Here is a 22,219-nt window from a genome sequence, read left to right as displayed (position 1 = left end):
GATCGGTGCACAATGACGACTATGCCTTCGACGAATCCGATAACCGCGTGGAAATCACTTCGAGAGGGTAACCAGCGTTTCATCGCGGGCGAGTCTCTGCACCCGAGCCAGGGTATCGAGGACCGTGCACGTCTCACCCAGGAGCAGCATCCACGCGCCGTGCTCTTCGGCTGCGCGGACTCCCGCGTCGCCGCCGAGATCATTTTCGACCAGGGCCTCGGTGACATGTTCGTCGTCCGAACCGCAGGCCACGTCATCGATTCTTCCGTCCTCGGCTCGATCGAATACGGCGTAGCGATTCTCGATGTACCGCTCATCGTCGTGCTCGGACACGATGGGTGTGGGGCGGTCAAAGCGACTCTCGACGCGTTGGACTCCGGTGACATCCCCGGTGGCTACATTCGTGACCTCGTCGAACGCGTCACCCCGTCCGTGCTGTCCGCTCGCCGTGACGGCTACTCCAACGTCGACGATTTCGAGGCACGCCACGTCGAGGAGACCGGCAATCTGTTGATGCAGCGGTCGCGGATCATCGCGGAGAAAGTCGACGCCGGGGAAGTGGCCATCGTCGGCCTGACCTATCAGTTGTCCGAAGGTAACGCTCGCTTGCGCGGGGTAATCGGTGATATCGGCGAGCTTCCCTGAGCTTGTTCGTCGATCGCACGGTTTCTTGGTGACCTACAAGGCGACACGCCGCAGGCGCTTCAGAGAATCGTAGCTGGGTAACGCCTACGGTTGTTCTGTGTTGGAACCAAGCGGGCCGTTGCCCCCCGAAATCTATTGGCGTCGTCGCGCACTCGCCATCGGTGCGGCTGTTGTGGTGCTCGGTTTGATCGTGTGGTTCATCTCCTCGCTCAGTGGTGGCAACGAAGACCCGCCGCAGGCGGAACCGGCAGGTGTCGTGACGTCTCCGGGTCCCGCCGCGACGCCGAGTGCCTCCGCCGCAGCCAATGAATCTGGTGCCTCCTCGGAAGGTTCGGGTGCTGGATCCGGCGCCTCGGCATCCGGTGGTTCCGCATCCGGTGGTTCCGAAAGGGGCACGCCGGCGAGCAGTGCAGCGTCGACGACGACCTCGAAGCCTGCCGGGGCCGCTGCAGTCCCGAGCAGTCAGTGCTCGGATCAAAGCCTCGCTATCAAGGCGACGCCGGACAAAGCGTCGTACAAGGTCGGCGAAGAGCCAGGCTTCACCGTCGTCATCACCAACATCAGCTCCATGGAGTGCCAGCGCGACGTGGGTGCAGGTCTGCAGCAGGCGCTCGTGTTCACGCTCGACGATCGGCGGATCTGGTCCAACACCGATTGCTTCCCCGACGCGCAATCCGATCTGCGGACGTTCAAGCCCGGCGAGCAGGCAGGGTTCACGGTCAAGTGGTCCGGTACCAATTCGGTTCCCGGCTGTGGTGAGGAGCGCATCCCTGTCGGCGTCGGCTCGTACAAGGTGATCGCTCAACTCGGTGAGCTGCGTAGCTCGCCCGAGCCGTTCAACATGACCTGATCCGGCCGGCGTGCGGGTCCGGTCAGTCGAACGGGCCCGCGATGGACGACTCGGCCAGACGTGAAAGCCCTTCACGAATATGGCGCGCCCACAGTCCGCCGATGCCGTCGACCGACTGTAGGTCCGCCGCTGTTGCTGCAAGAAGCCCCTGCAGCGTGCCGAACGAGACGACCAGTCGATGAATTTGACTGAACTGCAGCCGCGGTACCCGGGTGAGGACGCGGTAGCCTCGGGGGCTCATCGGGGTGTCGAGTGCTTCGATGGTTGCCGGGTAGCCGAATGCGCGTGCGAGCGTCGTGAGGTCGAGTAGATCGACATCGGTCAATTTGTCGAGAGCAGCCAAGGCTTTCTCCACGGCTGCCGTGGTCGACGGTTCCGGACCGGCAAGGTAGTCGCGGACGACGAGCTGACGGTCGACGTCATTGTCGCCCAGTAGTTCCTCGAGCTGCAGCGCCAGCTGTCTGCCGTCGGTGCCGAGTTCGAGGACGTTCTGCTCGATTTCGACCGAGACCCTGCGAACCATCTCCAAACGCTGAGCGACCGTCAGTGCGTCACGCAGCGTGACGAAGTCCTCGATTTCCACGACCGAGAGCTGACGGGTGTTGTCGTCGAGACGCTGCTTGTAGCGCTCGAGTGTGGCTACTGCCTGATTCGCACGCGAGAGGATGGTTGCCGAGCCTTCGATGACATGTCGAACACCGGCCACGTAGACGCTGACGATGCTCATCGACTGGCTGACCGAGACGACCGGATATCCGGTCTCCATGGCGGTACGTTCGGCGGCGCGGTGCCGCGTTCCCGATTCGACTGTGGGGATCTTGTGATCCGGCACAAGCTGGACGTTGGAGCGGACGATCCGTTTGCCGTCCGTGGACAGGACGACGGCACCGTCCATCTTGGAGAGCTCACGCAGCCTGGTGGGCGCGAACTCGACATCGAGTTCGAATCCGCCGTCGCAGATCTTCTCGACTTCGTCGTCGTAGCCGAGGACAATGAGTCCGCCGGTACGACCTCGAAGTATTCGTTCCAGCCCGTCGCGCAGGGCTGTGCCCGGTGCCAACCGGGCGATGGTTTCACGTAGCGCCGGGGATGCACTCGCATCGCGTGCGTTCTCGTCCACGTTCGTCCCCTCGTCCCAGCATTTACTTCCACAACGGCTTGTCGGCTGCATCGGCACCACTTCTACAACAGTGGTGTCTCACAGTCTCGCAGCTAGAGGCTACGGGAGTTGATCAAACCGCCCGCATATGTGCGTAATCGAGTGCCTCGCCGAGATTGGTGACGGTGCGTACTTCGATTCCCTTCGGCACCGTGTCTTCGTGTTCGGGGGTGATGGCGTGAGTGAATCCGAGTCGCGCCGCCTCGGCCAAGCGTCGGCCTAGCCCCGAAACCCGACGGACTTCTCCCGCCAACCCGACCTCGCCGAGGATGACCACCCCTGTGGGTATCGGACGATCCGTTACGGCCGAGGCCACTGCCACCGCGAGTGCCAGGTCCACAGCAGGTTCGCTGGTACGCATTCCGCCGATCGTTGCTGCATAGACCTCGCTCCGGGCCACTTTTACCCCGCAGCGCCGCTCCAGGACGGCCAGAATCATGGCCACTCGCGCATGGTCGAGACCGCTGACGGCTCGGCGCGGGGAAGGCATGTGCGTATCGACGACGAGTGCCTGTACTTCAGCGAGCAGTGGACGCTTACCGTCCATGGTGACCGTCACTGCCGTGCCGGGTACCGCGTCGGTGCGGTGATGCAGGAACAGGCCCGACGGATCGGTGATGCCCTCGATGCCGGTATCCCGCAGTTCGAAGCACCCCACCTCGTCGGACGCACCGAAGCGATTCTTGACCCCGCGGATCATGCGGAGAGTGGAGTGCTTGTCGCCCTCGAAGTGGAGAACGACGTCGACCAGGTGCTCGAGTGAACGGGGACCCGCTACGGCACCGTCCTTGGTGACGTGACCGATCAGTAGGACCGCGATGCCGGTTGTCTTCGCCAGCGACGTGAGCGCACTGGTGATCGCGCGGACCTGGGTGACACCGCCGATGACTCCGTCGACGTCCGCGGCAAGCATCGTCTGGACCGAATCGACGATCAGCAGACTCGGTGCGACCTGCTCGACATGGCCGAACACCGTCGCGAGATCGGATTCTGCGGCGAGGAAGACGCGTTCGTGGACCGCGCCTGTCCGGTCTGCCCGTAACCGAACCTGACCGGCGGATTCCTCACCCGTGACATAGAGCGCACGCCGGTCCTCGCCGGTACGGGCCCAGCGGTGCACCACCTCGAGCAGCAGCGTCGACTTGCCCACCCCAGGCTCGCCAGCGAGCAGTACTACGGAACCGGGGACGAGCCCACCTCCGAGTACGCGGTCGAACTCCGGGATACCGGTCGAATTCGCCTGTGCGGTACTGCTGCTGACCTGGGTAAGGGCCGTTGCGGGTGACGTCGGAATCATGGCGGTGGTCGCCGACCGCGTGTTGCCGACGCCGAGACCGGAAGCTCCCGGTCTGCTTGCAACCGGGGTGAGCACGGGCACCTCGTCCATCGATCCCCAGCTACCGCAGTCCGGGCATCGGCCTACCCATTTCGCCACGATGTGTCTGCAGGCCGAACATCGGTAGTTCGTCTTCAGTTTGGCCACGTGGAGAACGCTAAACGACGGTACCGACAGGAACGTCAGTTGTTGCCGTCTGCGCCTTCCTCGACCTGAGTCTCCACGACGCTGTTCTCGGCGCCGTGCGCCTCGGCTTCGATGGGCGACTTCGTCGAAACGTCGCGAGGGAGAACCGGGCCTGCATCGACGGGGACCAGAACCTCGACGTCACCGGCTTCCTCGAACGTGAACGTCACGGGAACCGTGAGGCCTGGGCGAACTTCCTCACCGATGCTGTTGAGCTCGACGACGATCATCTGCAAGGGGATCAGCTCGTCATCGAGCTCGGTGCCCGAGGGCGCTCCGGCGCCGAGGGCGGTCAACGGTGCAATCTCGCTTCCGCCAGGCTCCTTGCCGACCGTCACCGAGGACGCCGCTGTCGTGGAGATCCGTGTGAGGCGATCGGGGGTCGTGGTGCTGTTGTTGACGGCGATGAAGCCGAGTTCGACCTTGCCACCCGGCTCGATCGAGTACTCCTCGCTCTGCGGGTAGACCACATGCACATTGCGCAGTGAGATGTCGCCGATATCGGCGAAGTTTCCGTTCACAGCGGAAACCTGCTGGGCGGTCTGAGAAATCTGACCGGAGCCGCAGGCAGACAGAGTCAGTGCTGCGCCTGCCGCGAGAGCGGTTGCCCACAGTCGGGTCTTTCGGTGCGTAGTCGCAGCGTTGAACGCAGTCACGGGTCGTCCTCCAGTTGTGCCGGTGTGTCCGGGGGTGCCGATGTGGTTCCGGGCCAGTGCCTTTGTCGAGCCCAGGCCGGTGGCTCCAGGTCCACTAGGCAGAGTAGTAGTCAGCTTTCGAGGGTAGACCGCTGGGTCGTCCGGAACGTGCGGAATCGGGCTCCGACCGGCGTGTTGACCGGCGATTGCTGTTACGTGGACCACCTTGGTGGGGGGTGTCGAGATGCCCACTCGAGGGGCTGCGGATACACGTTAACCCGCGGCTGTCAACCCCTGAAAAGACTGCGTTATGCCCCTGACCTGCGCCGTTGATCTGAGCGCGTGGTAAACTGGCAAAATCGAAAGGGGCACGGGACACATGATTTTCAAGGTCGGAGAGACCGTCGTTTACCCCCATCACGGAGCGGCGTTAATCGAAGCGATAGAAACCCGCACCATCAAGGGTGAACCGAGAGAGTACCTGGTTCTCAAAGTTGCGCAAGGTGATCTCACTGTTCGAGTTCCTGCGGACAACGCCGAGTACGTCGGAGTTCGTGACGTCGTAGGTCAAGAAGGTCTGGACAAGGTCTTCCAGGTGCTTCGGGCACCGCACACGGAAGAGCCCACCAACTGGTCGCGACGCTACAAGGCGAACCTCGAGAAGCTAGCTTCCGGCGACGTGAACAAGGTAGCCGAGGTTGTTCGTGATCTCTGGCGTCGTGAGCAGGACCGCGGCCTGTCTGCAGGCGAAAAGCGCATGCTGGCAAAGGCGCGTCAGATTCTGGTCGGAGAGCTCGCGCTCGCCGAGGGAACGGATGAGGCCAAGGCCGACATCATTCTCGACGAAGTCCTGGCCGCAGCCTCCTAGGTGTGACCAGCGTGCATGCTGGCCCGGTCGTCGCGCTCGTACCAGCGGCGGGCCAGGGGCTTCGGCTACAGCAAGGAATGCCGAAGGCATATGTAACTCTGAAGGGTAGAACCCTTCTGCAACATTCGGTCGACGGTCTGACAGCGTCAGGCGCCGTCGACCGAATTGTTGTGATTGTGCCGGCCGATCTGGTCGAGCACACGCGTGATCTCCTCGGACCTACCATCACGGTGGTCGAAGGAGCTCATGAACGAACCGAGTCGGTGCGTTGCGGTCTCGCGGTCGCTGGAGACGCAGCCATCGTGCTGGTTCACGATGCTGCGCGGGCGCTCACTCCGCCCGCCCTGGTTGCACGGGTGGTCGCCGAGGTGCGCGCTGGGCGCGGTGCCGTCGTACCCGCAGTTCCGGTAACCGACACCGTCAAGTCGGTCGATCTTCTGGGCGCCGTGGTCGGGACCCCTGACCGGAGTTCACTCCGAGCAATTCAGACCCCACAGGGATTTCGTGCCGATCTGTTGATCCGCGCCTACGCCGAATCCTCGGACTCCGCGACCGACGACGCAGGCCTGGTGGAGCGCCTCGGTGCGACGGTGCACACGATCACCGGTGAATTACTCGCATTCAAGATTACGACTCCACACGACCTTTTGCTCGCAGAAGCGATCACCGCACAGGAGACTGCATGAGAGTCGGCATCGGAACAGACGTGCATCCGATCGAGGTCGGGCGGCCGTGTTGGCTCGCGGGCCTGCTGTTCGAGGACGGTGACGGCCTCGAAGGCCACTCGGACGGTGACGTCGCCGCCCACGCGCTGTGCGATGCGCTGCTGTCCGCGGCAGGTCTCGGTGACCTCGGCTCGGTTTTCGGGATCGGACGACCCGAATGGGACGGCGTCAGCGGTGCCGCAATGCTGACCGAGGTACGTCGCCTTCTCTCCGAACACGGTTTCGGTATCGGTAACGCCGCAGTCCAGATCATTGGAAATCGGCCGAAGATCGGGCCGCGTCGTGTGGAGGCCCAGGAGACGTTGTCGGCGATTCTCGGAGCCCCCGTCTCGGTGTCTGCGACCACCACCGACGGTTTGGGATTGACCGGTCGTGGCGAAGGAATTGCAGCCGTTGCGACGGCACTTGTCATGAGCGAGTAAAACCCCCGGTAGCATGGCGAGTCGTGACCCTTCACCTTTACGACACCGAGACGAGGGCCTTGCGGGAATTCACCCCCTTGGTCCCTGGCCATGCGTCGGTGTACCTGTGTGGGGCGACGGTCCAGGGTGAGCCTCATATCGGCCACGTTCGTAGCGGTGTCGCATTCGACGTCCTTCGCAGGTGGCTCCTCGCCCACGAGGTCGACGTCGCTTTCGTCCGCAACGTCACCGACATCGACGACAAGATTCTGAACAAGGCACGCGACGCCGGACGGCCGTGGTGGGAGTGGGCCGCGACGTTCGAGCGATCTTTCGCCTGGGCCTACGACCAGCTCGGGGTGCTACCTCCGTCGGTCGAGCCGCGAGCAACCGGACACATCACCCAGATGGTGGAGTTGATCGACAGATTGATCGAGTCCGGGCACGCGTACGCCTCTGCCGGTGACGTGTACTTCGACGTGATGAGCTTCCCGAGTTACGGGGCACTGTCCGGGCACAAACTCGACGACGTTCATCAGGGCGAAAGCGCGGCCGAGGGGAAGCGTGATCTCCGGGACTTCACGTTGTGGAAAGCAGCGAAGCCCGGCGAGCCGTCGTGGCCGACGCCGTGGGGTCGTGGACGGCCCGGATGGCATCTCGAGTGCTCGGCGATGGCCGAGACCTACCTCGGGCCCGACTTCGATATTCACTGCGGTGGTCTCGATCTGGTGTTCCCGCACCACGAGAACGAGCGCGCGCAGAGCCAGGCGGCCGGTGACGGGTTCAGCCGATACTGGTTGCACAACGGCTGGGTCACGATGGGCGGCGAGAAGATGTCCAAATCGCTCGGCAACGTCCTGTCGGTCCCCAATGTTCTCCAGCACGTGCGACCGCAGGAGTTGCGCTACTACCTCGGTGGTGCGCACTACCGTTCGATGCTCGAATACTCGGACCACGCGTTGCGGACGGCAGCGGTGACCTATCGAGGAATCGAAGGGTTCGTCAAACGGACGGTCGAGCGAGCGGGAGACGTACCACTCGGCACATGGACCGACGGCTTCGCTGCCGCGCTGGACGACGACTTGGGAGTTCCCAAGGCGCTCGCCGAACTACACGCGACGGTGCGGGCAGGTAACAGCGCGCTCGAAGGGGGAGACCTCGAGTCCGCCGTCCAGCATGCCGGGCAGGTGCGTGCGATGCTGTCGATTCTGGGTGTGGATCCGTTGGATCCGCACTGGGCAAGTGGCTCCGGCGACACCGACGCCCTCGAGGAAGCCCTCGGAGTGTTGGTCGACGCAGAGTTACAGCGTCGAGCACAAGCCAAGGTGGACAAGGACTGGCCCGCCGCGGACGCGATCCGAGATCGCCTCGCCAAGGCAGGCATAGACGTGACAGATACTCCCAACGGGCCGGAATGGTCCGTCGGGGCAACACGCAGTAACGACGAAGCAGGGCAGTGATGGCAGGCAATTCAAGTAGGCGCGGCGCGATACGCAAGACCGGCACCAAGAAGGGGCAGGTCGCGGGCTCCGGCGGAAATCGGCGCAGAGGTCTCGAAGGCCGCGGCGCCACTCCGCCCGCTGAGGAGCGCACCAAGCATCCAGCGTCACGTCGCGCCAAGATGGCGGAGAAGTCCGCCCAGAACCGTGGCGACAGCCGTGGTCGCAGCACTCGTGTCCCGACTCGGAAGAACGACGACGGCCCCGAGGTCGTGCTGGGCCGCAACCCCGTCGTGGAGTGCCTTCGGGCGGGAGTTCCGGCGACGGCCCTGTGGGTTGCCGTCGGCACCGACAGTGACGAGCGGCTCAAGGAGAGCGTCCAGCGTGCAGCCGACGCTGGCATCTCCATTCTCGAGGTTCCACGTTCGGATCTCGACAAGCTGAGCGCGAACGGTCTGCATCAGGGTCTCGCCTTGCAGGTTCCGCCGTATCGCTACGCCCACCCGGACGACTTGATCAGCACCGCTCGTTCGCACCAGGAACCGGCGCTTCTGGTCGCACTCGACAACATCACCGACCCTCGTAACCTCGGCGCTGTCGTGCGCTCGGTGGCGGCGTTCGGCGGACACGGGGTGGTCATCCCGCAGCGTCGTAGCGCCAGCGTCTCGGCCGTCGCGTGGCGCACCAGCGCAGGTGCCGCGGCGCGACTTCAGGTTGCCCGCGCCACCAACCTGACCCGGACGTTGAAGGATTGGCAGGCCAAGGGTGTCACCATCATCGGTCTCGACGCCGAGGGCGACACCACGCTCGACGAATTCGACGGCACCGGGCCACTGGCTGTGGTTGTCGGATCCGAAGGCAAGGGTCTCTCGCGTCTGGTTCGCGAAACCTGTGATTCGATTCTGTCCATCCCGATGGCAGGTCCGGTCGAATCGCTGAACGCTTCGGTAGCAGCGGGCGTCGTGTTGGCCGATATCGCGCGTCAGCGTCGTCGGTAGGGCGGGACGCCAGTCGGGGGCTAGTGCACTCGGAACCGTATCGAGTCCCCGGGCCGCAGTTGGCCGATCGATGGCAGATCGGTATCTCGAACGACGGCGATGACGGGATACCCGCCCGTCACCGGGTGGTCGGCGAGGAAGAGGACGGGCTTGCCGTTCGGTGGAACCTGAAGGGCGCCGGGAACCATGCCCTCGCTGAGTAGCTCCTCGGTCCGCGCTCGTTCCAGCGGCGTACGACCGTCGAGCTTGACCCCGACGCGATTCGAATCAATGGTTGCCGTCCATATTTGGCTCGCCAGGACATGGAGTGCCTCGGAGGTGAACCAGTCCTGGCGCGGACCGAGGTTCACCGACACTTCCAGGTGTCCGGTTCGGTCCGGGGGCGGCGCCAATTCCGTTGCAGGCCAATGCGACTGTGCATCACCGATCGCGAGGACGTCACCTTCCGTCAGTGGGGCCGGACCCAGCCCCGACATCGTGTCGGTGGACCTGCTCCCGAGAACCATGGCGACATCGAATCCGCCGCGCGCAGCGATATAGCTGCGGAGTCCCGAAGTTGGTGTCGCCACTGACAATTGGTCCCCGTCGGACAGGTACAGCGTGTTGTACATCGCCACCGCAATGCCATTGACGGTGATACTGCCCGAAGCGCCGGTGACCGCTGCGACGACCGATCCCTGCATGCGAACCTGTACGCCACCCATCGTTGCCTCGAGTGTCGCTGCGTCGACGGTGTTTCCGACCAACCTGTTGGCAGCGTCGTGCGAGCGGAGGTCTGCGGCACCGGATCTTCCGACGCCGATGGATGCGTGACCGGGACGGCCTCGATCCTGCACGGTGAACAGTGGTCCGGGACGCAGTATCTCGACGGCTTTCACGACTGCTGGAACCTGACCTTAGTGCCCGGCTGTAGCCGCGCGGGGGGCGAGCCTCCCTCGTCCCACAGGACTGCATCGGTGGTCCCGATCAACTGCCATCCACCTGGGGAACTGCGTGGATAGATCCCGGAGAACTCGCCGGCAAGTCCGACCGAACCTGCCGGGACCGAAGTGCGAGGTTCGGATCGGCGAGGAACATGCAGACGGTCGTCGGGGCCGACGAGATAGCCGAACCCAGGTGCGAACCCACCGAATGCGACGGTCCAGATCCGACCAGTGTGCGTTGCCACGACTTCCGGCGTCGACAGACCGGTGTGTCTGGCCACATCTTCGAGATCCGGGCCGTCGTAGCTGACCGCAATCGTCACCGCGTCGGCCTTCGCTTCACTGTCCTCTGACACTGGTTCGACCGAACGAATCCATGTCACGATCCGTTCTCGCTCACCCCGGAATCGCACCAGAATTGTCCGTGCGGCCGGGACCAGATCCTCGACATCGACGGGGGCCGTCGCGCGCAGTGAACGGAAGAAGGTCATCGTCTCGCGGAGGTCGGCGTACTCGATCAGTACGGCATGTTCACCAGCATCTCGGACGATCATCAGACAAAGGATGAGATCGCGATACCGTTGTCGGACAGTATCTTCCGGACTGCAACGGCCATGTCGACCGCGCCTGGAGTGTCTCCGTGCACACACACCGATTCCGCGGAGACGGCGATGCTGGTGCCGTCGATCGACTCGACCGTTCCTTCCCTGACGAGCTGGAGTATGCGCGTTGCGACCACGACAGGATCGGACAGGATGGCGCCGGCATCACGTCGGGACACCAACTCACCCGCGGGTGTGTAAGCACGGTCGGCGAAGGCCTCCGCCACGGTCCGCAAACCGGCCGCCTCGGCTTCCTCGAGGAACACCGAGCCTGCCAGGCCGAGGACGGGGAGTGTCCGATCGTAGGTTCGGACGGCGTCGACGACAGCTTTCGCCTGATCCCGATGCGTCACGACGGCGTTGTACAGCGCGCCGTGCGGTTTGACGTAGGCGATGGCCGAACCGGCTGCCTGACTGAGTCCGTCGAGGGCCCCCATCTGGTAAAGCACGTCGGCAGTCAGATCAGCAGTCTCGATGTCGATGAATCGTCGCCCGAAACCGGCGAGGTCGTGATAGCCGACCTGAGCACCGATACGGACGGCCTTGCCTGCAGCGGCTCGGCAGGTCGCCAGGATCGTCTGTGGGTCACCTGCATGGAATCCGCAGGCAATATTGGCGCTGGTCACCACCGCCAGCATTGCATCGTCGTTACCGAGCTTCCACGTTCCGAAGCTCTCGCCGAGGTCTGAGTTGATATCGATGGATGTCATCGGCTTCGAGTCTAGGCGAGAACGACGCGACCGGAGTCGGCCTTCCGGCGAGACCCCACCGCGCGGCAGATGAGGTAGATGACGAACGAGATGGTCGTGACAAATGTCGAGACGGGAACACCGGGTGCGAGCGAGAGTAGAATGCCACCCACAGCTGCGATTTCGGCGAACAGAATGGACAACAACGTCGCCTTGAGCGGGCTCGCAGTCACACGCGCAGCAGCGGCTGCGGGTGTGATGAGCAACGACAACACGAGCAGCGCACCGACGATCTGAACGCCGAGCGCGCACGCGACTCCGACCAGAACTGCGAACACGACGGCGAGCCCACGGACCGGGACGCCGCGCGCCAACGCAACCTCCGGGTCGGTGCTGGCGAACAACAGTGGACGGTAGACGACCGCGAGCACGATGAGGACCAATACTGCGCACACCAGCAGAAGTTGAATACCGCTCTGCCCGACGCCGACGATCTGACCGATCAGGAGCGAGAAGCTCGTACCGGTTCTACCCGGATACAGCCAGATGAACAACACCGACAGCCCCAGCCCGAACGACATGATGACACCGATCACCGAGTCGCGATCACGAGCCTTGGAGCCGAGCATAGCGAACATCACCGCAGCGACGACCGAGCCGACGATAGCTCCGAGGCCGACACTGATGCCGACAAGCAAAGCTGCCGACGCGCCGGTCAACGACAATTCACTCGACCCGTGCACCGCGAACGCCCACTGCCTACTGACGATCAGCGGGCCGAGGGCACCGGAGAGGAGGCCGAGAATGGCCGCCGCCAGGAGTGCCTGCTGCACGAAGTCGTAGCTCAACAAATTCACCGTCGTGCTGAAGTCGAAGATCTTGGAGAGGGCGTCGACCACTTTCTCGTTCATTCAGACGTCCTCGGTCGGTGGATGGTGCGCACCCGCAGAGCCGAGAGCGTCGATGGAATCTCCGGTACCGACGACGACGAGCCGCCCACGCACCTTCAGAACTTCCACCTCGGTTCCGTACAACTCCGAGAGCACTTCGGTCGTCATGACATCGGCAGGTGCGCCGATACGGAACTTGCCGTCGACGATGTAGACGATGCGGTCCACCAGCGGCAGAATCGGATTGATCTCGTGCGTCACGAACAGCACGGCCGTGTCGTGCTCCCGCCGTCGCCGATCGATGAGACCGGACACCAGACTTTGGTTGGCCAAATCGAGGCTGAGCAGAGGTTCGTCGCACAGCAACACCGTCGGATTGCCGACCAGCGCCTGGGCGATGCGTAGGCGCTGCTGCTCGCCTCCCGACATCGTCCCGACAGGCGCACCCGCGAAAGCATTGGCGTCGACCTGGTCGATCGCATGCTGCACGACACGTGTGCGCTCACGCATTCCGCGAAGACCGAGCCCCCAACGATGGCCGTCCCAGCCGAGACCGACGAGATCACGCCCACGCAGCGGTAGGTCGTCGTCGATACTGCGTTGCTGCGGGATGTAACCGACACCGGACTGACCTTTGCGTACAGGCTCTCCCGCAATTGCCGCAGTCCCCGTCGTCAAATGGTTCTGTCCGAGCAGCACCTTCAGAAGCGAGGTCTTGCCCGAACCGTTCGGTCCGAGAACAGCTACGAACTCACCGCTCTCCACCGCGAGATCGAGGTTCCGCCACAACGTGCGCTCCCCGAACGCCAGTCCGGCATCGCGCAGTTCTACAGCAGGCATGAACTACAGCCTTCCAGCCCCGGCCCGCCGGCCGTTCCGCGGGTTCCACTCCCGGTAGCCGGTGTCATCACGCTCAGGATGCCGACGCCAGCGCGGATTCGAGATCCTGCGCTGCCTGCGTCTGCCACTCGATGTAGGTCTTGCCCTCGGGCAGTGTCTCGGTCACTTCGACGACGGGGATTCCGGCGGCCTCGGCGGTGGAGCGGATGTCCTGGGTGACAGCGTCCTGAGTCTGGATGTTGTAGACGAGGACCCGAACGGACTTCGAGGTCAACAGGTCGCGAGTAGCCGCGATGGACGCGGGCGATGGGTCGTTGCCCGATTCGAGGGCGTTCTTGAAGTCCTCGGGTGTCCGATCGTCGAGGTCGGACTCTTCGATCAGGTAGTGCGCGATCGGTTCCGTTTGTGCGATAGGAGCGTTGGCATGATCGACGGCGATCTTGGATGTCACGTCGGTGATGCGATGGACCTGATCATGAAACGTTTCGGCATTCGCGGTGTACTGGGTGGCATTGTCGGGGTCGAGCTGGCCGAGCTTGTCAGCGATCGATTCTGCGGTGGATGCGGCAGCTTCCGCGTCGAACCAGACGTGCTCGTTGGCGTCGCCATGGCTGTGGCCGTGGCCATCGGTGGAGCTGTCCGGGGCCGCTTCTTCGTCGCCGTGTGCATGGCCCGAACCGACGAGGTCGTATGCGTTGACCGACGGCACGTTCTTCCCCTCCGAGCCGAGGATGTCCTCGATGAACTCGTCGTATCCGCCACCGTTGTATACGACGAGCGACGCTTCGGCCACCTTCGCGGCATCGCCGGCGCTGGCCTCGTAGGAGTGCGGATCTGCCGACGGGTCGGCGATGATCGATTCTACCGACGCGAGGTCTCCCGCAACGGCTTGCGCGACGCTGCCCCATACGTTGGTCGAGGCCACGATGGTGATCGGGCCGTCGATCGCGGTGGCAGGCGTCGAAGTGTTGGATGTGCTCGTGTCCGAGCTACATGCGGTCATGGCCAGTGCGGCGGCGCATGTAAGCCCTATGAGAGCGGTAGTCGAGCGGGTGAGTTGTCGCACTGGGGACCCCTTGAGTCGAAGCTTTCGGAAGCGAAGTACTCGCCTAGTTGGAAATGGTTACCGTTGTACTCTAGCGATTCGACGGCTGCCGATCGAATCGGGTACCCGGGTGCCGAATTTCACTGCAGCGCCCTTTTCCGGCTAACGTCCCCGTATGTCCAGGTCGAGCGAGCCGCGCCGCCCCGCCACATTGGCCTCCATCGCCGCCGACCTGAAGGTGTCGCGCACCACAGTATCGAACGCCTACAACCGGCCCGACCAGCTTTCACCCGAACTTCGTGAGCGCGTTCTCATGGCAGCCAAACGCCGCGGGTACGCAGGTCCGGACCCGCTCGCTCGTTCGCTCCGCACTCGCAAGGCGGGCGCGGTCGGGCTCGTTCTTACCGAGGCACTGAGCTATTCCTTCCGGGACCCCGCCGCTATGGCATTCCTTGCCGGGCTCGCCGAATCCTGCGAAGCCGCAGGTCAAGGCTTGCTGTTGATTCCAGCAGGGCCGGACCGAGATGACACCGCGGCCGCCGCCGTCGTACAACAGGCAGGGGTCGACGGCTTCGTCGTCTATTCCGTCGCCGACGACGACCCCTACTTGATGGCCGTCCGCGAGCGGCACCTACCGATTGTCATCTGCGACCAACCACGCGGGGTGCCCGAAGCTGCCCTCGTCGCCATCGACGATCGTGCCGCGATGAAATTGATCGCCGAGCAGATCATCGCCCTCGGGCACCGCCACATCGCCGTTCTCTGTATGAGACTCGGACGCGACCGTCGCGACGGCGTCGTACCGCCCGCCCGGCTCGCCGGAAGCCACTTCCACGTCCAACGGGAGCGGATCGCGGGGGTGAAGGACGCTATGAAGGACAGCGGCCGCGATCCGGAATCGCTCACCGTCGTCGAACGGTTCGAACACACCACCCGCTCCGGCCACTCCGCTGCAGCTCAGGCGCTACAAGCCAACCGCGAGGCCACCGCACTGCTCTGCACCACCGATGTCCTCGCGCTCGGCGCACTCAACTTCGCCAAGGTCGCCGGCATCGACGTTCCGAGCCAGCTCACCATTACCGGCTTCGACGGCGTGGAGGACGCAATCCGCGAGAACGTCACCACCGTTCGTCAGGATGCCGAGGAGAAGGGGCGACGCGCAGGCGCGCTCCTGCTCTCCACCTCGCAGTCGGGCATCATGGCGGCCGAGTTCTTACCGACCGAGTTGGTCAAAGGTCGTACGGCGGCTCCGCCGCCCGACTGAACCCCGGCTGGACCGCTTGAATGGCCACTTCAAGCTGACAGATCGTATGAGTGGACCATTCAAGCGATTGTGGGCGAGCGATTGCGTGCCCGCTCAGGCGCTGAGCAAACTTGCACACCTGAGCAGACCGAGGTGGCTGTAGGCCTGGGGATGGTTGCCCAGTGAGCGTTCGGCGACGGGGTCGTATTCCTCGCTGAGCAGGCCGGTCGGCCCGGCTGCACTGACGAGTTGCGCGAACAATGCCTCTGCTTCGGATCGCTGCCCGATGAGTAGGTACGCCTCGACGAGCCACGCCGCGCACAGGTGGAACCCACCCTCGCCGCCGGGCAATCCGTCGTCGTGGTGGTAGCGATACACGGTCGATCCGCTGCGTAGTTCTGCTTCGGTTGCCGTCACGGTCGCCGCGAATCGAGGGTCGGACGGATCGATCAGGCCAGAGAGTCCGATGTGCAAGGTGGCAGCGTCGAGGTCGGTACCTTCGTAGGCGGCGGTGAAGGACCGGACTTCTTCGTTCCAACCCTTGTCGATGACCTCGGCATGGATCTGCTCGCGCAGACCGGCCCAGCTCGGTTCGGTTTCCCGACCGAACGTGGCGGCGAGAGTGAGCGCCCGATCGATGGTCATCCAGCCCATGACCTTGGAGTACACGTGGTGTCGGGGTGTCCCGCGGATCTCCCAGATGCCGTGGTCGGGTTCGTCCCATCGGCGTTCTACGGCCTCGACCATGGAGCGGACCAGACTCCAATCATCTTCGGACAGAGCATCTTTCCCAGTCAGGCCCTGCGCCTGGCGGGCATGCGCGAGAGAAGACACGAGGTCGACGATCGGCCCGAATACGTCGAGCTGGACTTGCTGGTTGGCTGCGTTTCCGACGCGGACCGGGCGCGAGCCGGCGTATCCGGGCAGCTCGTCGATGACTGCCTCGGACGGCAGACCGAGACCTCGGATCGTGTACAGCGGATGCAGTCGTTCCGGGCCCGGCACGGACTCCAGGACCTCGTGGATCCATCCGAGGTATCCCTCGGCTTCGGCCGTCGAGCCGAGGTTGACCAGCGCCGAAGCGGTGAGGGCCGCGTCGCGCAGCCAGCAGTAGCGGTAGTCCCAGTTGCGCACGCCGCCGATCTCTTCGGGTAGCGACGTCGTTGCGGCTGCCATGATCGAGCCGGAGTCGGCGTGAACGAGTCCACGTAGCGTCAGGGCGGATCGTTTCATCAAATCCGGTTTGAGCGGCGGCAGGTCCAGGGCATCGACCCAGTCCTTCCAGTAGGCCTCGGCCTCTGCCCGTCGCTCCGGTTCCGGTAGCGCAGAGGCGCCGAGATCCTCGCTGCCCAAACGTAATTCGAGGACGACAGGTCCACCGGTCGGGTCGATCTCGGCATGCGCGGTCTGTTGGGCGCCATCGGATACGATGTTCCATTTCACGCCGGGACTGCGCAGGACCATCGGCTCTGCGGTGCCGGAGATCCGCAGTCCGTCTTCTTCGGGTTCGAGCTGAACCCACACCTTGCCGAATTCCGGTCGGGGTGCGAACGTCACGATCGCGGTGGCCCTGCCGCTGACGACGCGGGTGAGCGAGGTCTGCCCGATTGCGACGTCGTGCGGGAGGTAATCGGTGACCTGCAGGCTCGCCCACTTGGTCTGGACGGTCATGGTGCCATCGACGTACTGCTGGCTCAGCGGCAATGCCGTGCGCTTGGGGCCGATGCTGAAGTGCCCGGCCTCGTTGCCACCGAGGAGGTGCGCGAAAATCGCTGCCGAATCCGGTTCGGGGTGGCACAGCCATGTCAGGTTCGCGTCGGGAGTCACCAGTGCGACGGCGTTTGGGCTGGCGAGCATCGTGAGCCGCTCGATGCGTGGAGCATCGGCACCGGAGAGCCACCGGCGACGCTCTTCGAGCAGAAATGCCAGCGCGAGTGAGACCTGCTCGGTGCTGTCGATGTGGAACTCGGCGAGACTGTCGCCGGGGCCGATCTTCACGCCGACGTCGGGGCCGTGCAGGCGGGTGAAGGCCTTCTCGTCGGTGACATCGTCGCCGAAGAACACCGCGGCCGTCGCACCCTCCTGATGCCGGAGGATATCGAGGGCGTCGCCCTTGTCGGTAACGATGACAGCGAGTTCGATGACGGACTTACCTTCGGTCACGTGCACGCCTTCGCGCAGAGCAACCCCGTCGCGCACGGCAACGAGAGCGGCTTCCGCATCGGCCGAGTCGGCATTTCGGACATGCAGCGCGGCACTCGCGGGTTTGGTCTCGACGGCCACACCGGGGAACCGGGCGGCAATCGAGGTCATCTCCTCGGCGATATCGTGCAGGAGTTGCTTGGCCTTGTCGTCGATTGCATTGATGAACCCGACGTCGAATTCGCTGCCATGGCTGCCGACGAGTTGAACCTCGGCAGGGAGCCTGGACAGGATGGCCAGATCGCGGAGGGCGCGACCGGAGATGACGGCGGCCTTCGTTGCGGCCAAATTCGCCAACCCGCGCATAGCGCTCACGGACTCGGCATGCGGAAATGCCTTCGACGGATCGGAGACGATAGGTGCCATCGTCCCGTCGTAGTCGGAGGCGACGAGCAGGCGAGGCGTCCGGGCCACGGCCATGAGAGCGCGGCGAAGTTCAACCGGTAGATCCAAAGCAATCACGGAATGAATCTAGGCGATGCGAGCCGATCCAGCTCACTCGGACGCGGACGCTCAGTAGAGCGGCTTGGAGTCTCCGAGGAGCAAATCGACGGTCAGTTCGAGTCGAGCGGCGACGTCGGTGGCCGACGATCGACGTGTCAACCACGCGACGAGATTGGACAGCCAGACATCGCTGATGACGCGAGCGATGCTGAGCTGCAATTCCGTTGGTTCGCCGTCGCTCATCGCTTTGGCGAACAGTCGGTCCATCAATCGGCCGACCTGGTCCACCTCGGCGGCAGCGGATGCGTCCGCGAACATGAACGCGCGAGTCATCGCTTCGGTGAGCAAAGGATCACGTTGCATCGCACGTGTGATTTGCCCCAGGATCAGGTGCATCCGCTCCTGCGGCGTCTGTCCGGGCGGAAGCTTGCGACGGGAGTCGATCTTCTCGAACTCGCGGGAGAGAGCTGAAACCAGCAGGTGCACCTTGGAGGGAAAGTATCGGTACAGAGTTCCGACGGCGACGTCGGCACGCTCGGCGACGGCGCGCATCTGAACGGCTTCGTAGCCGCCCTTCGATGCGAGAGCCAGGGTCGAATCGAGGATTCGCTTGCGGCGTTCGCGCTGAGCATTGGAACTCAGGTCGTCGTCGGTCAGTACGCCGACCGAACGCAGTGGTGTAGCCGTGTTGGTTTCATTCACGGCCGTTCCTCTGTTCTTGTCGGCATTGTTCGCCGAACGCGACCGAGAAGATGTGGTCATCGACGTTGTCCTTCGCACCTTGACTCTGAACCAGCTACCGTATTAGAACACGTTCTAGACAAAAAAGTCATCTTGAGGAGTAGGGAACAGCATTGTGACAATTGCCACCACCGACGACCAGCGCGACGTCCAACAGTCGATTCGGTCGTGGGCTTCCACTACCGATCCCATGCGGACCCTACGCGCCGACGAGCAGTCGGGATGGCGCTCGCACTGGCGTGGGCTCGCTGAACTGGGCGTGTTCTCCGTTGCCGTTCCCGAATCGGTGGGCGGCGTCGGCGGCACGGTCGCGGACCTCGCAGCGATGCTCGAGGAAACGTCGACAGCCCTGGTAGGTGGCCCGGTGCTCTCGACCGCACTGGCCGCTCTCGTGGTCGGCCGGAGCACTGGACCGGCGGCGGCGCGGTGGGGTGCCGATCTTTGCGAAGGCGCTCTTCCCTGCGCCGTAGTGCTTTCCGACGCGCCTGTCGCGGCCCGTCGCGACGGCGACGCGCTGATCCTCGATGGCACTGCGGATATCGCCTTCGGTGCGGCGGATCGCGTCGGCGTGCTGTTGCCTGCAACGGTCGATGGCGAGACGGTCTGGTGCATGCTCGGAATCGAGATGCCGGGTCTGAAGATCGAGTCGTTGCTCGGCGTCGATCGCAGTGTTCCGGTAGCCCGGCTGACCCTCCAGGATGTCGCGGTGGATCCGGATTCGGTTCTCTCCGACGTCTCGACGTCGTACGTTCTCGATCTGGCAGCCACTCTCGCTGCTGCGGATGCTGCCGGCGTCGCCGGGTGGGCGTTGCGTACCGCTGTCGAGCACGCCAAGATGCGAGAGCAGTTCGGTGCGCCGATCGGCAGCTTCCAGGCGATCAAGCATCTGTGCGCTGAAATGCTGTGTCGGGTGGAGAAGACGCGTGCCGCCGCATGGGACGCTGCAGTGGCAGTGGACTCCGCGGCAGAGGAGCATCCGCTGGCGGCCGCTGTGGCTGCCGCGATCGCGCTCGATGCCGCAGTGGACAACGCCAAGGACGCGATCCAGATCCTCGGCGGTATCGGATTCACGTGGGAGCACGATGCGCACTTCTATCTGCGCCGTGCCCTGTCCATCCGGCAGTTGCTCGGCGGTACGTCGCGTTGGCGGATGCGCGTGACGGACCTGACCCGCGACGGCATGCGACGCCACCTGAGCGTCGACCTCGGCGAGGCCGAAAATCGACGCGAGGATGTTCGCGCGGAGGTACGCGCGGTGGCAGACGCGGAGGACCCTCGTCGCACGCTTGCCGAGTCGGGGTTGGCTGCCGCGCATTGGCCGCAACCTCACGGCCGGGACGCCAGTGCAGCGGAGCAACTGCTCTACGCGGAGGAGATGGCTGCGGCCGGTCTCGAGATTCCTGATCTGGTCATCGGCTGGTGGGCTGTTCCGACGATTCTCGAACACGGAACCGCCGAGCAGATCGAGCGTTTCGCGGGTCCGACGCTGCATGGGGATATTCGCTGGTGCCAACTGTTCAGCGAGCCGGAGGCCGGTTCCGATCTGGCGGCATTGCGGACCACTGCGACGAAGGTCGATGGAGGGTGGAAGCTCAAGGGCCACAAGATTTGGACTTCGCTCGCTCAGCAGGCCGATTGGGGAATCTGCCTTGCCCGGACCGACCGTGACGTCCCGAAGCACAAGGGAATCAGCTACTTCGTCCTCGATATGACCTCGCCCGGTATTCGTATCGAGCCGCTGCGGGAAATCACCGGTGACGCCGTGTTCAACGAGGTATTCCTCGATGACGTCTTCGTTCCGGAGGACTGCCTCGTCGGAGATCTGAACAGCGGCTGGAAGTTGGCCAGGACCACTCTCGCCAACGAGCGGGTTGCGATGAGCAGCGGCTCGACGCTCGGTTCTGCGCTCGAGGATGTTGTCGAGGCGACATCTTCGAGCACCGATCCCGGTGTCGCGGACGCGCTGGGTGGGCTCGTTGCGAACGGGCTGGTGGGTTCCCTGCTCGAGTTCCGCTCGACACTTCGGCGACTCGGTGGGCAGGATCCCGGAGCGGAATCCTCCGTTCGCAAGCTCGTCGGCGTGCGTCATCGGCAGGATCTCGCGGAATTCGCGTTGGAGGTCTCGGGCCAGGCTGGGGTGATCGAGGGACCACTCGCGAAGGAGATGCTGCTGACCCGCTGCTTGTCGATTGCGGGCGGTACCTCACAGATCCTGCTGACCGTCGCTGCCGAGCGGATTCTCGGTCTGCCTCGCTGACTGCTGGTGTATCGGTACCGATGGTGTTAAAAATAGAACAGGTTCTACCGAAAAACTCTTCGGTTCATCTTCCGTAGGCAGGATCAAGGCGTGGACTTCACCAGAAACTCCAATCAATCGACGGTCGCGGAGATGATCTCCGGATTGCTCGCGCGCGACTCCGAGCCCGAAGCGTTGTGGACGGCGCTGTCGGAGGCAGGGCTGTTCCAGATGGTGCTGCCCGAGGATCTCGGCGGCGACGGACTCGGATTGCCGGAAGCGGCGACGGTTCTGACCGAGCTCGGCAAGGCCGCGGCAGTCGGACCCGCACTCGCGACACTCGGGTTCGGCATCATCCCGCTCACGCGTCTCGCGGAACCGGCTCTGATTCGCGACACCGTCGGCTCGGGCCGCATTCTGACGGCGGCACTCATGGAACCTGGGTCGCCGTTCCCGGCGGAACCGAAGACCAAAGCCGTTCTCGACGGCGACCTCATGCGTGTGAGCGGTACCAAGATCGCTGTCCCGTACGCCGAGCAGGCGTACCGCATCCTGGTGCCGACTTCCGAAGGTGTCGTATTGGTCGACCCCTCCGCGGAGGGTGTTCGGCTCGTGCCGACCCCGTCGTCGAGTGGCGACCCCGAGTACGCGATCGAATTCGATTCGGCACCGGGACAATTGGTCAGCAAGGATATTGCCGAGCTCTATCGGATCGCAATCGCGGCCATCGGCGCAGTCGCCGACGGGTTGGCTGCGGGCGCAGCGGCGCTCACCGCGTCGCACCTGGCAAGCCGTCATCAGTTCGGTAAGCCACTGGCAACGTTCCAGGCCGTTGCCGGCGAGATCGCCGACGTATATGTGATTGCTCGGACTACTCACGTCGCTGCTGTCTCCGCGGTGTGGCAGGCCTCGCAGGAGAAGCCGAGCCGGCCGGGTGACGGCGATGTGCTCGCGTATTGGATTGCCGCCGAGCTACCAGCTGCCATGCAGGTGTGTCATCACCTGCACGGAGGCATCGGAGTGGACGTCACGTATCCGATGCACCGATACTATTCGGCGGCAAAGGATCTCGCGCGGCTCGTCGGTGGCGCCTCGTACCGGCTCGATCTGGTGGGTGCCTCG

General features: G+C 64.1%; 20 protein-coding genes and 1 pseudogene. 10 read left to right on the top strand and 11 right to left on the bottom strand.

What is annotated here, in order from left to right; all coding sequences use genetic code 11:
• Positions 1-21 precede the first annotated feature (21 nt).
• Together BJI47_RS13840 and BJI47_RS13835 are read left to right on the top strand one after the other, a co-directional pair.
• Entirely contained in the window at positions 22-645 is a 624-nt protein-coding gene (locus tag BJI47_RS13840) for a carbonic anhydrase (protein WP_088944281.1), read from the top strand.
• Between the two features lie 97 nt (positions 646-742).
• Positions 743-1,495 (top strand): hypothetical protein, encoded by a 753-nt coding sequence (locus tag BJI47_RS13835; RefSeq protein ID WP_088944242.1) that lies wholly within the window; start codon positions 743-745, stop codon positions 1,493-1,495.
• 22 nt (positions 1,496-1,517) lie between these two features.
• Here BJI47_RS13835 and disA read toward each other — a convergent pair whose 3' ends face one another.
• The 3 genes from disA to BJI47_RS13820 all read right to left on the bottom strand — a co-directional run bounded on the left by disA (position 1,518) and on the right by BJI47_RS13820 (position 4,832).
• Complete coding sequence (disA, locus tag BJI47_RS13830) at positions 1,518-2,615, bottom strand: DNA integrity scanning diadenylate cyclase DisA (protein ID WP_088944241.1); 1,098 nt, start codon at positions 2,613-2,615, stop codon at positions 1,518-1,520.
• Positions 2,616-2,727: 112 nt separating this feature from the next.
• A complete protein-coding gene (gene radA, locus BJI47_RS13825; RefSeq protein WP_088944240.1) occupies positions 2,728-4,137 on the bottom strand; it encodes a DNA repair protein RadA in 1,410 nt (469 codons plus the stop codon).
• Positions 4,138-4,172: 35 nt separating this feature from the next.
• On the bottom strand, positions 4,173-4,832 hold the full coding sequence (locus BJI47_RS13820; RefSeq protein WP_088944280.1) for a hypothetical protein: 660 nt from the start codon (positions 4,830-4,832) through the stop codon (positions 4,173-4,175).
• Positions 4,833-5,190: 358 nt separating this feature from the next.
• Between BJI47_RS13820 and BJI47_RS13815 the strand changes: the two genes are divergently transcribed.
• Genes BJI47_RS13815 through rlmB form a run of 5 tightly spaced genes read left to right on the top strand, consistent with a single transcriptional unit; the run spans position 5,191 to position 9,242 of the window.
• Positions 5,191-5,679, top strand: a complete 489-nt coding sequence (locus BJI47_RS13815; protein WP_084345496.1) for a CarD family transcriptional regulator — start codon at positions 5,191-5,193, stop codon at positions 5,677-5,679.
• Positions 5,680-5,681: 2 nt separating this feature from the next.
• Positions 5,682-6,365 carry a 2-C-methyl-D-erythritol 4-phosphate cytidylyltransferase gene (gene ispD, locus BJI47_RS13810; protein ID WP_088944239.1) on the top strand — a complete coding sequence of 228 codons (684 nt, stop codon included), beginning with the start codon at positions 5,682-5,684 and terminating at the stop codon, positions 6,363-6,365.
• Positions 6,362-6,826: a 2-C-methyl-D-erythritol 2,4-cyclodiphosphate synthase gene (gene ispF, locus BJI47_RS13805; protein WP_088944238.1), complete on the top strand. Its 465-nt coding sequence runs from the start codon at positions 6,362-6,364 to the stop codon at positions 6,824-6,826. Before ispD ends, ispF begins: the two co-directional genes overlap by 4 nt.
• 23 nt (positions 6,827-6,849) lie before the next feature.
• The gene (gene cysS / locus BJI47_RS13800) at positions 6,850-8,265 is read left to right on the top strand and encodes a cysteine--tRNA ligase (RefSeq protein ID WP_088944237.1); all 1,416 of its coding nucleotides are present in this window, start codon (positions 6,850-6,852) and stop codon (positions 8,263-8,265) included.
• Positions 8,265-9,242, top strand: coding sequence for a 23S rRNA (guanosine(2251)-2'-O)-methyltransferase RlmB (rlmB, locus tag BJI47_RS13795; protein ID WP_088944236.1), 978 nt, complete (start codon positions 8,265-8,267; stop codon positions 9,240-9,242). Before cysS ends, rlmB begins: the two co-directional genes overlap by 1 nt.
• Before the next feature lie 20 nt (positions 9,243-9,262).
• Here rlmB and BJI47_RS13790 read toward each other — a convergent pair whose 3' ends face one another.
• The 6 genes from BJI47_RS13790 to BJI47_RS13765 all read right to left on the bottom strand — a co-directional run bounded on the left by BJI47_RS13790 (position 9,263) and on the right by BJI47_RS13765 (position 14,189).
• Complete coding sequence (locus tag BJI47_RS13790; RefSeq protein ID WP_088944235.1) at positions 9,263-10,120, bottom strand: biotin-dependent carboxyltransferase family protein; 858 nt, start codon at positions 10,118-10,120, stop codon at positions 9,263-9,265.
• On the bottom strand, positions 10,117-10,719 hold the full coding sequence (locus tag BJI47_RS13785) for an allophanate hydrolase subunit 1 (protein ID WP_088944234.1): 603 nt from the start codon (positions 10,717-10,719) through the stop codon (positions 10,117-10,119). The genes BJI47_RS13790 and BJI47_RS13785 overlap by 4 nt, the downstream gene beginning before the upstream one ends.
• Entirely contained in the window at positions 10,719-11,477 is a 759-nt protein-coding gene (locus BJI47_RS13780; protein ID WP_088944233.1) for a LamB/YcsF family protein, read from the bottom strand. The genes BJI47_RS13785 and BJI47_RS13780 overlap by 1 nt, the downstream gene beginning before the upstream one ends.
• An 11-nt stretch (positions 11,478-11,488) precedes the next feature.
• Entirely contained in the window at positions 11,489-12,367 is an 879-nt protein-coding gene (locus BJI47_RS13775; RefSeq protein WP_088944232.1) for a metal ABC transporter permease, read from the bottom strand.
• Positions 12,368-13,186: a metal ABC transporter ATP-binding protein gene (locus BJI47_RS13770; protein WP_088944231.1), complete on the bottom strand. Its 819-nt coding sequence runs from the start codon at positions 13,184-13,186 to the stop codon at positions 12,368-12,370.
• Between the two features lie 73 nt (positions 13,187-13,259).
• Positions 13,260-14,189: a metal ABC transporter solute-binding protein, Zn/Mn family gene (locus tag BJI47_RS13765; RefSeq protein ID WP_088944279.1), complete on the bottom strand. Its 930-nt coding sequence runs from the start codon at positions 14,187-14,189 to the stop codon at positions 13,260-13,262.
• Positions 14,190-14,406: 217 nt separating this feature from the next.
• On the opposite strand from BJI47_RS13765, the gene BJI47_RS13760 reads away from it, so the two are divergent.
• Entirely contained in the window at positions 14,407-15,495 is a 1,089-nt protein-coding gene (locus tag BJI47_RS13760) for a LacI family DNA-binding transcriptional regulator (RefSeq protein WP_176224850.1), read from the top strand.
• A 93-nt stretch (positions 15,496-15,588) separates the two neighbouring features.
• Here BJI47_RS13760 and otsB read toward each other — a convergent pair whose 3' ends face one another.
• Both otsB and kstR read right to left on the bottom strand, forming a co-directional pair.
• Positions 15,589-18,138 carry a trehalose-phosphatase gene (gene otsB / locus BJI47_RS13755; RefSeq protein ID WP_088944229.1) on the bottom strand — a complete coding sequence of 850 codons (2,550 nt, stop codon included), beginning with the start codon at positions 18,136-18,138 and terminating at the stop codon, positions 15,589-15,591.
• 51 nt (positions 18,139-18,189) lie between these two features.
• A complete protein-coding gene (kstR, locus tag BJI47_RS13750) occupies positions 18,190-18,882 on the bottom strand; it encodes a cholesterol catabolism transcriptional regulator KstR (RefSeq protein ID WP_254900592.1) in 693 nt (230 codons plus the stop codon).
• Between the two features lie 94 nt (positions 18,883-18,976).
• Between kstR and BJI47_RS13745 the strand changes: the two genes are divergently transcribed.
• Together BJI47_RS13745 and BJI47_RS24690 are read left to right on the top strand one after the other, a co-directional pair.
• A complete protein-coding gene (locus tag BJI47_RS13745) occupies positions 18,977-21,118 on the top strand; it encodes an acyl-CoA dehydrogenase (protein ID WP_088944227.1) in 2,142 nt (713 codons plus the stop codon).
• A 132-nt stretch (positions 21,119-21,250) separates the two neighbouring features.
• Positions 21,251-22,174, top strand: a pseudogene (locus tag BJI47_RS24690) (acyl-CoA dehydrogenase family protein); the annotation flags it as partial.
• Between the last annotated feature and the right edge of the window lie 45 nt (positions 22,175-22,219).

Origin of the sequence: Rhodococcus sp. 1168 (assembly GCF_002091955.1) — a bacterium.
GTDB lineage: Bacteria > Actinomycetota > Actinomycetes > Mycobacteriales > Mycobacteriaceae > Rhodococcoides.
Note: the sequence above shows the minus strand (reverse complement) of the source record. Positions and strands in the feature narration are given on the sequence as shown.